Below are 13,826 nucleotides of genomic sequence, written 5' to 3' on the forward strand. Positions count from 1 at the left end.
ATAGTTCCGTTCGCTTATAAAACACTGGCATGTCCCCTGTAAATATCTCCACGTGCACTGTCTAACGTTAATTCTTCTCCATCTTCGAAGCGTTCAACGGCGCGCTCGACACCAACGACAACGGGAATCCCGAGGGTTAAGCCGACAACGGCAGCGTGGCATGTCAAACCACCTTCTTCGGTGATGACGGCCGCTGCTTTTTCAAAAGCATTCATCATCTCTTTGTCCGTCGAAGGCGCGATTAAAATATTCCCTTCTTCCATTTTATCGTTCGCTTCTTGGGCGTTGCGGGCGACAACGGCTTTCCCGGATGGATTTGTCTGGCCTATTCCTTGCCCTTTCGCGGCTACTTCCCCGATGACGTGGACTTTCATCATATTGGTTGTCCCAGTTTCTCCTACCGGAACGCCGGCAGTGATCACAACGAGGTCGCCATGTTTGACCACTCCGGATTTAAGGGCTTCACTCACGGTTATGTCAAACATTTCATCGGTGGTAGCCACTTTTTCGCCAAGCAATGGGTAGACGCCCCACACGAGGTTTAAGCGTCTGAGCACACGGATGTCGCTCGTAACGGCTATGATTTTTGATTTAGGTCGGTATTTGGAAACGAGCCGTGCCGTATAGCCGCTTTCCGTCGCTGTAAGAATCGCGGATGTATCCAAGCTTAACGCTGTTCTCGTAACCGCTTGGCTGATCGAATTTGTGATCGTGGTCCTGCTTTCTTTCGTCCGGTTATCCAACACCTCTTCATAGTTTAACGCGGACTCCGCCTTAACAGCAATACGACTCATCGTTTCAACCGCTTCGACCGGGTAGTCGCCAGCAGCCGTCTCTCCCGACAACATAATCGCATCCGTGCCATCGAAGATCGCGTTCGCGACATCACTTGCTTCCGCTCTGGTGGGGCGAGGGTTTGTCGTCATCGATTCAAGCATTTGTGTGGCTGTAATGACCGGCTTTGCCAGATTGTTGCTGTAACCAATCAACTTTTTTTGAATGAGAGGAACTTCCTCGGGGGGGATTTCCACGCCTAAATCGCCTCTTGCCACCATGATCCCTTCGGAAACTTCGAGGATTTCTTCGATGTTTTCGACCCCCTCTTCGTTTTCGATTTTGGGAATAATGGGGGTATTTTCAGCTTGATGAAATTCTAGTAATTCCCTGATCTCAAAAACATCGGCCGCTCTTCGAATGAATGAAGCGGCAATAAAATCGATGCCTTCCTCAAGTCCAAAGCGGATATCTTCGGCATCTTTATCTGTCATTCCCGGTAAGTTTACTTTAACTTTCGGCAAATTGACGCCTTTATTATTTTTTAATATGCCATCATTCATGACGGTTGCCTCGACGTCATTTCCGTCAACGGCTTCCACCTGCAATTCAATTAACCCATCGTCTAGGAGGACGGTGTCACCGGAGGTGAGGTCTTTCGCTAAATCTTTGTATGTAACGCCTATTCGCTTTGCATTTCCCGGGATATTCTCACCTGTGAGACGAACGACGGACCCTTTTTGCAAGTGCACCTTTCCATTTTCCATTTCATACGTGCGAATTTCAGGCCCTTTCGTATCCAATAAAATCGATATTTCTTTTCCTGTCTCCGCTGCCGCTTCTCGAATCATCCGTATTCTCGCGCGGTGTTCTTCATGATCTCCATGGGAAAAATTGAGACGGGCAACATTCATCCCGGCATCAATCAACTGTTTCAAAGTTTGTTTATCCTCTGATGCAGGGCCGATCGTTACAACGATTTTCGTTTTTCTCATCATAACAAATCCTTTCAGGTTTTAGAGGTGGGAAGTGAGGAGAGGGGAACCCCAAGTGCAACGTGCCGGACAAAATACTCGCATATTCAGCATTTTTGGCTGCATTTACACCTTTTCGAGACAAACCTTTCGCATATCCAGATTTTTTGTCCTCGTTTCCCCGTTTGAATGACAAAACGTTCGCTTTACCCGTTAGTTTGTCTTGATTCACGCTTTCTCAAAACAAAAATGTCACTTCACCGATCATTTTGTTCTCATCCAGCCTTTTGCGGAACAAAATTTTCGCATCAGCTGCGTTTTTGGTTTCATTCACCCGGGTAGCGTCATATTTTCAGCTTCCAATCGCTAAATGGATAGTTCTTGGGATAACCGGTACATATTTTCATCAATGTGATGGGGTTTTTCAAGCGCATAGTCGAGCGGTTGATCATCGATTTCATTCGCTAACATTCCTACCATTCGCCCGGACTTCCCTTTGATTAATAATTCCGTTGCGTGTGCGGCCAGCCGACTCGCGAGCACACGGTCAAAAGCGGACGGTGAACCGCCGCGTTGAATATGGCCCAGAACGGTGACTCGCGTCTCATAACCTGTGCGTTCCTGAATTTCTTTTCCGAAGTTCACCCCGCTCGCGGCCCCTTCCGCCACGATAATAATGCTATGTTTCTTGCCTCGCTTATGTCCTCTTACAAGACGACGGACCGTATCTTCCATATCATAAGGCTGCTCGGGAATAAGGATCGTTTCTGCGCCGTCGGCCAACCCGGACCATAGCGCCAAGTCCCCGGCGTGGCGCCCCATGACTTCGATCACATAGGTTCGTTCGTGGGAGGTGGCCGTGTCCCGTATTTTATCGATCGCTTCGATCACCGTGTTCAAAGCAGTGTCAAAGCCGACGGTAAAATCAGTTCCGGGAACGTCATTATCAATGGTAGCAGGCACACCAATCGTCGGGAAACCTAAATTGTCCAGCGTTTGGGCTCCCCGAAAAGAACCGTCCCCGCCAACGACAACGAGGGCATCCATTCCGGCCTCTTGCAAATGCCGAATCGCTTTTTCCTGTCCGTCTTTTGTTTTAAATTCCTCACACCTTGCCGTATAAAGCATCGTTCCCCCGCGATGGATAATATCGCCGACATCGCCGATTTCCAAAGGATAAATATCATTGTTCAAAAGTCCGGAAAACCCATAATTGATCCCCCACACACGCACATCATGGTAGATCGCTTTTCGTACGACTGCTCGGATGGCTGCGTTCATCCCGGGAGAATCCCCCCCGCTCGTCAAAATTCCTATGTTTCGCATAGAATCCCTCGCTTACTCTTCTGTTTTCCCGATCCTATTGAATTTCTCAAAGCGATGCTGCCGCAATTCTTCTGAAGATAGGGTAGAAAGATTGGCTAAGCTGCCATCCAATGTTCGCTCGATGAAACCGGCCTGTTTTCTAATATCATAATGAGCGCCGCCGCGCACCTCCGGAATAATGCCGTCGATAATCCCGAATTCATCAAGATCAGGGGCGGTAATGCGCATCGTTTCCGCCGCTTTTTGCGCTTGGGAAGCATCTTTCCAAAGGATGGTAGCAGCTCCTTCCGGCGATATCACGGAATACGTCGCGTTTGCAAGCATGTACATATGGTTGCAAACCCCAAGAGCAAGCGCGCCTCCGCTGCCGCCTTCTCCGATGACTATGCCAATCGATGGCACACCAAAACCGGCCATTTCCATCAGGTTTCGCGCAATGGCTTCACTTATCCCCCGTTCTTCTGAAGCTTTCCCCGGAAACGCCCCTTTCGTATCAATAAAACAAATAATCGGCCGACTGAATTTGTCTGCCTGCTTCATTACACGTAACGCTTTGCGATACCCTTCAGGGTGAGGGCTTCCAAAGTTACGTCGTATGTTTTCCTTCGTATTCCGCCCCCGCTGATGGCCGATGACGGTCACCGGAAGCCCCTTGTAAGTGGCGATACCTGAAATAATCGCTTCGTCGTCTCCATAGAGGCGATCCCCGTGCAGCTCAAGAAAATCGGAAAACAAATAATCAATGTAATCCAACGTCGTCGGACGCTCCGCGTGACGCGCAATCTGGACGCGCTCCCAAGGGCTCAATTCATCGTAGATTTCAACCTCGAGTTCCTGCAATCGTTCTTCCAGGTGGCGAATTTCCGATTCCAAATTAATGTCCTTGTTCTCGGTAAAATTTTTTAATTCATTAATTTTATTCTGAAGCTCGACCACCGGCTTTTCAAATGGAAGATTTTGGCTCATTGTTAATCTCCTTCTGTTCCCGCGCATGGATTTTCAGGATATTTACAAGTGTATCTTTCGCTTCCGAGCGAGGCACGACCCTGTCCAACTGCCCGTGCTCCAATAAAAATTCCGCGGTCTGAAAATCATCGGGCAGTTCTTCGCGTATCGTCTGCTCGATCACCCTTCTTCCCGCAAAACCGATCAGAGCTCCCGGTTCTGCAAAATTGTAATCGCCCAAAGACGCGAAGCTGGCCGAAACACCTCCGGTTGTCGGATGGGTCATGATGGAAATGAAAGGGATCTTTGCCCGATGTAAGCGTTCCAGGGCAACACTCGTTTTCCCCATTTGCATCAGGCTTACAACCCCTTCTTGCATTCGCGCTCCACCTGATGCGCTAAACATGATAAACGGCACGCCGGTTTTTTCGGCCTGTAAGATGGCGCGGGAGATTTTTTCTCCAACGATAGCGCCCATGCTCCCCATTCTGAAACGCGCATCCATGACGCCAAGTACAACCGGATACCCTTTGATCGTTCCTTCTCCGGTGACGACCGCTTCGTTCAACCCTGTTTTTTCTTGATCTTTACTTAATTTCTCCTCGTATTCGGGAAAATTCAAGGGATTTCCAGAAAACATCCCCGTGTCCATTTCCCGAAACGTTTCCTCATCAATGACACAATCGACGCGCTCATAGGCGGTCATACGAAAGTGATGCCCACACTCGCTACACAAATTCAAGTCCTTCTTTAGTTCACGTGAGTACATGATTGTTTTACAGCTGGGGCATTTCGTCATTACACCGTCATTCATTTTTGTTGGCTGCGTTCGTTCCGAAGGAATCGTTGCATACTTTCTTTTTTTTGAAAATAAATCCCTAAACAAGCTGTTCACCTCTTTGGTTCTCCTGAGCCGTTCGTTTGAAAAGCGACCGCCTTTATTGGCGATCGCTTTTTCCCCATCGCGCTTGCTTACTCCTCAATCAAAGCTTCTTTGCGCGTTCGTTCGGCAATTTCCTCAGGGTCGGCATTTTTTCTTGCCACACCTGTTTCCATAGCGGCTTTCGCTACCGCGGCAGCAACTGCCGGGGCAACACGAGGATCAAATGGAGCCGGAATCGCGTAATCTGACGATAATTCATCGTCACCGATAAGATCAGCGATCGCGTAAACGGCTGCTTGCTTCATCTCCTCATTAATATGGGAAGCATTGACATCAAGAGCTCCTCTAAAGATCCCCGGAAAAGCAAGGACATTGTTCACTTGGTTCGGATAATCCGATCGCCCGGTACCGATGACAATCGCGCCGGCTTCTTTCGCGACGTCAGGCATAATTTCCGGCGTTGGGTTTGCCATTGCAAAAATAACCGGGTTGTCATCCATCGTACGGACCATCTCTGTCGTTAATGCCCCTTCGACGGAAACGCCGATGAAAACATTGGCTCCGTGAATGACATCCACTAATGAACCTTCTTTTCTCTCAAGATTGGTCACTTTCGCCACGCTTTCCTTGACTTCATTCATGCCCTCGGCTCTGCCTTCATAAATCGCGCCACGGGAGTCACACATGATGATTTCTTCAACCCCCATGTTCATGAGCAATTTAATCACGGCAATGCCCGCTGCCCCCGCGCCATTGATGACAACTTTGGCTTCCGAGAGACTCTTTCCCGCTACCTTTAATGCGTTGATCAGTCCGGCGACGGTCACAATCGCTGTGCCATGCTGATCATCATGGAAAACAGGAATATTTGTTTCTTCTTTCAATCGATCCTCAATGATAAAGCAATCCGGCGCGGCAATATCTTCAAGATTAACGCCGCCGAAAGAAGGCTCCATCATTTTCACCGTTTCGATGATTTTTTCGTTGTCTGCAGAATTCAAACAGATTGGAAAGGCGTCTACACCTGCAAACGATTTAAACAAAACCGCCTTTCCTTCCATGACGGGGAGAGAAGCAGACGCCCCGATATTCCCCAAGCCTAACACGGCGCTCCCATTTGATACGACAGCAACCATGTTGCTCTTCATCGTGTAATCAAAGACCTTTTCAGGGTCCTCTTTAATTTCTTTGCATGGCTCGGCTACGCCGGGCGAATAAGCAAGGCTTAGGTCGCGGCTGTTACGAACTGGGATTTTTGACTTGGATTCAAGTTTTCCTTGTTTCATTTTGTGAAGATGTAACGCTTCTTCTTTTATTGTATCCACGATCTGCACACTCCTTTTATGAATTTTTTGCGAAAATATGTGCTCCAGTTCGCTCTGCTTTCTGATTGAGATCTATTATAACAAAGACAACCTGCCCGTACACCCTTTTTTACCTTTTATTTAAATATTTCTTACTGGCTGTCCTCTGACTTTGTCCGTTCCGCGACGTTTCCTTCCCCTACAAGCAGCTTTACGTTAGAGCGAAGTTCGTCATTGATGCGTACGCGGTAGCGGTCATCAAACGCAAATAATTGATTGGTTGTTTCATTGTATACGCGCACTTGGGAGAAGCCGGGCATTTTCTGCAAAATCTTTTTTAGTCGGCGGGATTGGGTATTTGCATGAGATTCATCCGACCATTTAATGTAAAGCACGGTTTGTGCCTCCTCCTGCGCACGTTCTACAGCGATCACATCGTCGGCAATGACTTTATTCCCGTATTGGTCAACCGTCCGCTTTCCGCGAACAAATACGTAGCGTTGTTCCTCCAGTTCATGGTGCACTTGCCGATATACGTTCGGAAACAGAACCACTTCGCAAGAGGCACTCTCATCACTAAGTTGTAAAAATGCCATTGTTTGTCCGTTCTTCGTACGAATTTGCTTCACATGTTCGATCGCGCCCATGATCCAACATTCTGTTTTCACGGGCGCCTGTTCCACTTCCGCGAGTGCCAAAGGCGCGCGCGTGGCAATCAGATGTTCAAATTTATCGAGGGGATGCCCGCTTAAGTAAAAGCCGGTCACTTCTTTTTCGTACATGTAGCATTCTTCCGGGCTCAACGGCGCAGCATCCGCATAGCGAAAATCTCTGCTTCCCCGCTCAAACAGTTGGCCCAAATCCCGCTCGAAATCTACAAATTCGAGCGCCCGATCGATCGACGCGAGTAATTTGGCGCGGTCACTGTGAAGGTCATCAAATGCACCTGCTTTAATAAGATTGGCGAGCAGGCGGCGATTTACCGACAAATGAGCGGTGCGTGCACAAAAATCAATAAAGCTTTGAAACGCCCCTCTTTTGTTCCTTTCCCGGATGAGCTTCCCACTGACTTGCCTGCCGACCTGGGTAATGATTTGAAAAGGAAAACGCACGCCTTTCTCTTCCGGTGCAAAGCGTTCCGTGCTTCTGTTAACCGCCGGCGGATAGATGTGCAGCCCTTGGTTTTTCAACTCCCGAATGGCTTTTCCAAGCCGGTCCTTATCATTTTCTACCATCGACAAATAGGCAGAAAAGAAAACGAGGGGATAATGCACCTTATAATAAGCCAGCCGGTAAGCAATAAAGCTATAAGCAACTGCATGGCTGCGATTGAACCCGTACTCGGCGAAACGCAGGATCCATGCATAAATTTTGGTTGCTGTCTCTTCCTCATAACCATTGGCAAGTGCACCTTTGACAAAAGACGCCTTTTCATTCTCCAATTCTTCACGGTCTTTTTTGCTCACGGCTCTGCGGAGCAAGTCCGCCTGTGCCAATGAGTAACCCGCGATTTGCACAGCTACTTGCATAATCTGTTCCTGATAAACGATAACCCCATACGTCGGAGACAAAATCGGCGCCAAATCCTGATGAACGACATTCACCTCACGGCGATTATGCTTACCTGCAATATAAACATCGATCTGCTCCATCGGACCGGGACGGTATAAAGCATTGACAGCAACCAAATCTTCAAACGTTGTTGGCTGTAATTTCTTTAACACTTGTTGCATCCCCGCAGATTCAAATTGAAAAATTCCTGTCGTCTTACCGGCGGCAAGCATCGCCAGCGTTTGCGGATCATTCATCGGCATCGCCCCGGGATCTTCGCCGGTGCCGCTTCGTTGCACCTCATCGCGAAGCTGTTCCAACAAAGTTAAATTCTTGAGCCCCAAAAAATCAATTTTCAGTAGCCCATAAGCTTCCAGATCTTCCATCGGAAATTGGGTCACGACCGTTAACGAGCCAGGGGCAGTAGGCACAATTTCCGTGAGCGGCCGGGCGCTGAGAACGACCCCGGCCGCGTGCAAAGACGTATGGCGGGGAAGACCTTCGATGGCTTCGGCATATTGAAACAATGTGTTTGCTTGTTCATTTTCCCTTAATAACTCCGAAAGCTTCTCATCGCCTTCTCTTGCTATCTTTAGCGTTGCATTCGCTGAAGGAAGTGTGCGAATGATTCGTTCGACGAGCGCCTGCGGGGTTCCCAATGCTTTTCCCACATCCCTGAGCGCGGCTCGGGCCCCGAACGTGCCGAACGTAATAATTTGCCCAACATGGGCGGTCCCGTATTTATTTCGCACGTATGCGATGATTTCTTCCCGGCGATGATCGGGGAAATCAATGTCGATATCCGGCAAAGACACGCGCGCTTCATTTAAAAACCGTTCAAACAGCAATCCATAGGCAAGAGGGTCAACGTCTGTAATATACAGACAATACGCAACGATTGAACCCGCGGCCGACCCGCGGCCAGGTCCGGTTAAGACACCTGCGTCTCTGGCATAAGCCATAAAATCCCAAACAATGAGGAAATAATCTTCAAATGCTTGTCTTTCAATAACGGCAAGTTCATGCTCCAGTCGTTCGACCACGCGGTCGTTCAAACGGCCGTAGCGCTCGTTAGCACCTTGAAAACAAATCCTTCTCAATTCTCCGCGGTGATCAGGAGAAGGGAGTTTTGTCTGCAGTTGATCCGGTTCCACCGAACAACGTTCCGCGATTGCCACGGCATTTGCCATCGCACCTCCGTCATGTGCCCAAGCCTGTTCAGCATAAGAGACCGAAAAAAGCACATGTTCCTCACGCCACTCCAACGGGCTTACGTCCTCGAGAGGACGATTGCTGCGAATGGCTTCCAAACAGCGCCGCCATTTTTTATCTTCCTCTGTTAAAAAAGAAACATTGCCGCACGCCACCCGATTCATTTTCATCGCATCGGCAAACGCGATCCAATCTTGACGTTCTTCCCTTTCCGGTAAAGGAGCGGGAAGGCAACCGGCGTATAAGTGATCCGGCCCGATCTTTCCCTTCAAGTCTAGAACAATTCCCCGGGCATGCGCCCTATCCGTCTCCTCCGGAAGAATAACGATTAGATCGCTGCAATGCCGATAAAAAAAATCAGCATACACGCCCGGCTCCGATTGAGATTGGGCCTCGGCCGACAGCGCCATTAATTGCTGGTAGCCTGTCAGATTGACGGCGATTAAAAGGAGCGTCCCTTTCGTCTTTTCTTCAAAATGGACATCTAATTCCAAACCGAAAAGCGGTTTTATTTTTCGTTCCTTACAGAGGTTATAAAATTTATGGGCGCCATACATGACGTTTCGATCTGTCAGAGCCAGTGCGGAATAACCGAGAGAAGCCGCCCGGTCCACTAGGGGCTCGATGCGGCACGTACTCTCGAGCAAGGTGTATTCGCTTCGCACTTGTAAATGGACAAATGAATCCACGGCACTCTCTCCTTTTCCCACATCTCACTTCCCGCTTCTAAACCAAGCATAACTTGGCCATCTATTGATTATACATGAAAATAGACGATCCATGCTTACGCGGGAAAAAGGTTGTTTCGACAGATAGGGGGAATCCGGCACATGTTTACCAGGGATTTTTTGGCTACATTGGTTTTGGACTTTTTCGTTGCCTTCGGGGTTGTGCTCGGCGGGGCTATTATCGGCGGGATTGGCGCGTTCATGATCGGAAAACCGCCGCTTGCTACCATCCACGATTTAGCCGGCAGTTTGAAAATTTGGGCGCTTGTTGCCGCCATCGGAGGAACGTTTGACGCGATCACCAGCTTGGAGCGCGGCCTTTTTTACGGCACACATATTGATATCTATAAAACCGTTTGTATGATTTTAGCCGCGTTATCCGGCGCAAATGTCGGCGCGCTGATCATCCAATGGATTACACAGGAACAGATCTCCCCATGAGAATTCCACCCTATCACCGGCGTCCGGGCTGGCAAAGATTTTTTGCAGGTGTCATTATCGGCGCGCTGATTGGCTGGTGCATTTTTCTCTATCAGTTTGGCAAAGTACATGAAGAGATGGTCGTAGAACTCGGAAAAAATGAATTGCACATCGAGCAGCTCGAGCGAAATCTTGAATCGCTAAGGGAACGGGAACAGGAAGAAAATAGCGATGACGACTTCATCATTGAAGAGATTTCGATTGTCTTTGAAAACGAGGAAGAAAGCCGCCTCAGCGAACTCGCCCTCTATGACATCGAACAACAAGCCATTGAAGAATTGGAGCACCTTTTAGACCAGGAATTGGAAAATGTTGCTGAAAACCGCGAACTACTCGTGAGAACGATTGAAAATAAACGGTATCCAGCCAATGATTATGAATACAACCTGATTGTGCACCAGTTAACCCTCTATCGAACATTGGAACTCCATGTAGAAGTTGTCCCCGTTGCCGATGACTGACGAATGGCTGATAACTCATTTGTTTTGGCTGATATATTGATGTTTTCGGCTGATATATTCCGACATTTGGCTGATATCGAGCCGTTTTCGGCTGATAAATTATGCCCGGTACGCTTTACAAATCTCTTCCAACTGCTCCACCACTTGCGCCCGTTCTTGATCGTTTTCTGCGGTTGCACCTGCAGCGAGCGGGTGCCCTCCACCTTGAAATCGGCCCGCCAGCTCGTTAACAACAGGGCCTTTGGAACGAAGCCTCACCCGATAGGTTTTGTCTTCCAGTTCGACGAACGTTACCCAGGCCATGATGCCTTCCACATTCGCGACAGAATGCACGATCGCTGATGATTCATTTACGCTCACTTGATACTTCCGAAGTTGTTCCTGGCTAAGCACGATAACGCCGACCCCATTTTCACTCAGCGTAAAGTCGGAAAGCACCTCTCCTTCTAAACGTAACAACGAAAGGGGTTTTTTGTACATCTCATTAAATAATCGACGCACATCGAATTCTCTTTCAAATAGAAGCTGAACAGCCTTGAACGTACACGCTGATGTGTTCGGGTGTGAAAAGCGCCCCGTGTCCCCGACAATCCCCGCGTATAATAGGCGGGCACACTCACCGTCGAGTTTCCAATCATGTGCAGAGGCGACCGTCTCATACCAATGAACGATCATTTCCGAGGTTGAACTGAATGTCGGATCCACCCACGCGAGGGAGGCATAATCATCTACAACCGGATGATGGTCAATTTTAAAAAGTTCACGGGCGTTTTTATAACGCTCGTCGTCAATCCGTCCGGTGTTCGCCGTGTCGCATACAATAACGAGTGCTTCCGAAAATGCTTTATCATCAATCTTATCCATTTCAGATAAAAAAGAAAGGGACGGTTCCTCTTCCCCGGCCAGCTGTACTTTTTTTCCGGTGTTGATTTCAATTAATCTCGCTAACCCGGCTTGTGATCCGATCGCGTCCGGATCCGGCCGCTCATGACGGCAAATAATGATTTGCTCAAAGGCAGAAATCGTATCAAAAAGTTTCTGTTTCATTTTTTTGGCTCCTTTGCCTCTTTAAACTTATGCTCTGACTTTCATACAGACGGAAAAAAAGGTACACTAGAGCTTGTAAGGAGGTATTTTGATGACAGTAGTCATTCCCATCGTTATGGCGATTTCAATCGCGCTTTATGCGTACAATAAATTCAAACGTTTCCGCACCTCGGGGGAGGCCATTAAACAATGGTACCAAACAAAAGCGATGATCGCATTGGGCTTTTTCATTCTGGCACCCGGCCTGCTTTTCATGCTGCCGCCCATGTGGGGTGTTGTGGAATTCATCGTCGGACTTGTTTTCTCGTTGCTCGGGCTCGTCTATGTGATCTACGGGAGCAAATACTACAGGAAAGTGCTGCCCTTTGCGAAAGAAGAGTCTGAAGCCATGCGAGTGTCCGGAAGTGGGAAATGAGAGGTGGGAGATGGGAGTCTCTCCCTACCTCGGATCCGCCGGCATGGGGACCTTTTCGGCTGGAAGTTTATCGTTTCGGGACTCATGAGCAATCGATGGCGACCGCCTCTGATTTCGGGCTTCATGAAACGCTCATGGCGACCGAAAGGCTCCGGGCCTGGCGCTTTCGGGTTTCATGAACCGCCCATGGCGACCGAAAGGCTCTGTTCCTGGCGCTTTCGGGCTTCATGAACCGCTCATGGCGACTGACAGACCCCGGTTCTTACGCTTTCGGGCTCCATGAACCGCCCATGGCGACCGAAAGGCTCCGTACCTTGCTCTCTCGGGTTCCATGAATCGCCAAGCCCGTTATTTTTCCAACAGCTGGGCCATCATAAGGCCTTTCCCAACGAGTTCATCTTCGAGATAAAGCTCCACATCCACTTTCCCACTTTTTCGGCTGACCTCCAATATCTTTCCTTTCATCTCAATCTCGCTTTCAATTTGAACCGGCTTTAAAAAATATAAGGAGAGGTTTTCAACGACGAGGTCTCCCTTACGATGACGGCGCAATAAACGACTGCCCACTTCTGTAACCAGCGTGGACAAAACCCCATACGAAATCATCCCGATCGGATTGGTCATCTGCGGGGTTAATTGACATACGTAATCGTATACGGAACCGCCGGGTGCTTCCTCAACATTCCCGGTGATAAGGTCGTCAAGCGTATCCCCTACATGTGGTTGCCGCTGGGCAACCTGCAAAGCCTTTAACACATCCTGCCGGCTAATGACCCCGAGCAAACGGGATTCTCCATCGACAACAGGAAGAAGTTCGATCCCCTCCCAAACCATGACATGGGCGGCAGATGCCAAAGATGTTTGCGCATTAACGGTAATCGGCTCAGCGGTCATAACTTTCTCAACAGGCGTACTTTCTTTCATCGATAATATATCTTTTGCCGCTACCATGCCGAGCACTTTCATTTCATTGTTAACGACCGGAAAGCGACTATGGCTCGTATCTGTATTAAGTTGATGCCAGCGTTCCACCATATGGTCGGTTGTTAAAAAATGCGTATCCTCCAACGGGATTAATATATCTTCAACAAAAACGATTTCTTTTTTGATTAATTGGTCATAAATGGCCCGATTGATCATACTGGCTACCGTAAACGTATCATAACTTGTCGTGATGATCGGAAGGGAGTGTTCGTTGGCATAGGCAATCGTTTCTTCGTTCGTATCAAATCCGCCAGTGATCAACACCGCCGCCCCTGCTTCCAATGCAAGTTGGTGGACTTGATAACGGTTGCCTACAATTAGTAAATGTCCCGGCTCCACGTAGCGCATCATCGCTTCCATTTTCATGGCACCAATTACAAACCGCTGCAATGTTTTATGTAATCCGTCACGGCCGCCAAGGACTTGTCCATCCACAATATTGACGACTTCAGCAAACGTAAGGTGTTCGAAGTTTTCCTTTTTCTTTTCTACACGAATTGTCCCAACGCGCTCAATCGTAGTAACGATGCCTTGATTTTCCGCTTCCTTAATGGCTCGGTACGCGGTTCCTTCGCTTACGTTCATCACCTTGGCAATTCTGCGCACAGAGATCTTCTCCCCGACACCCAAATGATAAATATGTTGTAAAATCTGTTCGTGTTTCGTAGACATGTGGCATGTTCACCCCCTATCCTATGAAATGAAAAAACTTGGCAACCAACCAAGTTTTCGTGCAAACAAT

11 protein-coding genes are annotated in these 13,826 nt (G+C 48.5%); 3 read left to right on the plus strand and 8 right to left on the minus strand.

The features are described 5' to 3' along the window. Nucleotides 1-14: 14 nt before the first annotated feature. From pyk to dnaE, 6 genes are all read right to left on the minus strand, one after another. Nucleotides 15-1,769 (minus strand): pyruvate kinase, encoded by a 1,755-nt coding sequence (gene pyk / locus HUG15_RS18065; RefSeq protein ID WP_200124444.1) that lies wholly within the window; start codon nt 1,767-1,769, stop codon nt 15-17. A gap of 345 nt (nt 1,770-2,114) precedes the next feature. Next, complete coding sequence (pfkA, locus tag HUG15_RS18070; protein ID WP_200124446.1) at nt 2,115-3,074, minus strand: 6-phosphofructokinase; 960 nt, start codon at nt 3,072-3,074, stop codon at nt 2,115-2,117. Nucleotides 3,075-3,086: 12 nt separating this feature from the next. Continuing rightward, entirely contained in the window at nt 3,087-4,040 is a 954-nt protein-coding gene (gene accA / locus HUG15_RS18075) for an acetyl-CoA carboxylase carboxyl transferase subunit alpha (protein ID WP_200124448.1), read from the minus strand. Continuing rightward, nucleotides 4,018-4,905, minus strand: coding sequence for an acetyl-CoA carboxylase, carboxyltransferase subunit beta (gene accD, locus HUG15_RS18080; protein WP_200129045.1), 888 nt, complete (start codon nt 4,903-4,905; stop codon nt 4,018-4,020). The genes accA and accD overlap by 23 nt, the downstream gene beginning before the upstream one ends. An 86-nt stretch (nt 4,906-4,991) precedes the next feature. Next, nucleotides 4,992-6,188, minus strand: coding sequence for an NADP-dependent malic enzyme (gene ystJ / locus HUG15_RS18085; RefSeq protein WP_200129046.1), 1,197 nt, complete (start codon nt 6,186-6,188; stop codon nt 4,992-4,994). 170 nt (nt 6,189-6,358) lie between these two features. Beyond that, nucleotides 6,359-9,658: a DNA polymerase III subunit alpha gene (gene dnaE, locus HUG15_RS18090; RefSeq protein WP_200124450.1), complete on the minus strand. Its 3,300-nt coding sequence runs from the start codon at nt 9,656-9,658 to the stop codon at nt 6,359-6,361. A 141-nt stretch (nt 9,659-9,799) separates the two neighbouring features. Here dnaE and ytrH point away from each other — a divergent pair, with 141 nt between their 5' ends. Both ytrH and ytrI read left to right on the plus strand, forming a co-directional pair. Continuing rightward, nucleotides 9,800-10,138, plus strand: coding sequence for a sporulation membrane protein YtrH (gene ytrH / locus HUG15_RS18095; protein WP_200124452.1), 339 nt, complete (start codon nt 9,800-9,802; stop codon nt 10,136-10,138). Then, a complete protein-coding gene (gene ytrI, locus HUG15_RS18100; RefSeq protein WP_200124454.1) occupies nt 10,135-10,638 on the plus strand; it encodes a sporulation membrane protein YtrI in 504 nt (167 codons plus the stop codon). Before ytrH ends, ytrI begins: the two co-directional genes overlap by 4 nt. A 99-nt stretch (nt 10,639-10,737) precedes the next feature. Here the strand turns inward: ytrI and HUG15_RS18105 are convergent, their stop codons facing one another. Beyond that, nucleotides 10,738-11,685 carry a DHH family phosphoesterase gene (locus tag HUG15_RS18105; protein WP_200124456.1) on the minus strand — a complete coding sequence of 316 codons (948 nt, stop codon included), beginning with the start codon at nt 11,683-11,685 and terminating at the stop codon, nt 10,738-10,740. A 91-nt stretch (nt 11,686-11,776) separates the two neighbouring features. On the opposite strand from HUG15_RS18105, the gene HUG15_RS18110 reads away from it, so the two are divergent. After that, nucleotides 11,777-12,100 carry a YtpI family protein gene (locus tag HUG15_RS18110; protein WP_200124458.1) on the plus strand — a complete coding sequence of 108 codons (324 nt, stop codon included), beginning with the start codon at nt 11,777-11,779 and terminating at the stop codon, nt 12,098-12,100. A 348-nt stretch (nt 12,101-12,448) separates the two neighbouring features. Here HUG15_RS18110 and HUG15_RS18115 read toward each other — a convergent pair whose 3' ends face one another. Continuing rightward, the gene (locus HUG15_RS18115; RefSeq protein WP_200124460.1) at nt 12,449-13,756 is read right to left on the minus strand and encodes a DRTGG domain-containing protein; all 1,308 of its coding nucleotides are present in this window, start codon (nt 13,754-13,756) and stop codon (nt 12,449-12,451) included. Between the last annotated feature and the right edge of the window lie 70 nt (nt 13,757-13,826).

Source organism: Salicibibacter cibarius, assembly GCF_016495725.1.
Taxonomy (GTDB): Bacteria; Bacillota; Bacilli; order Bacillales; family Marinococcaceae; genus Salicibibacter; species Salicibibacter cibarius.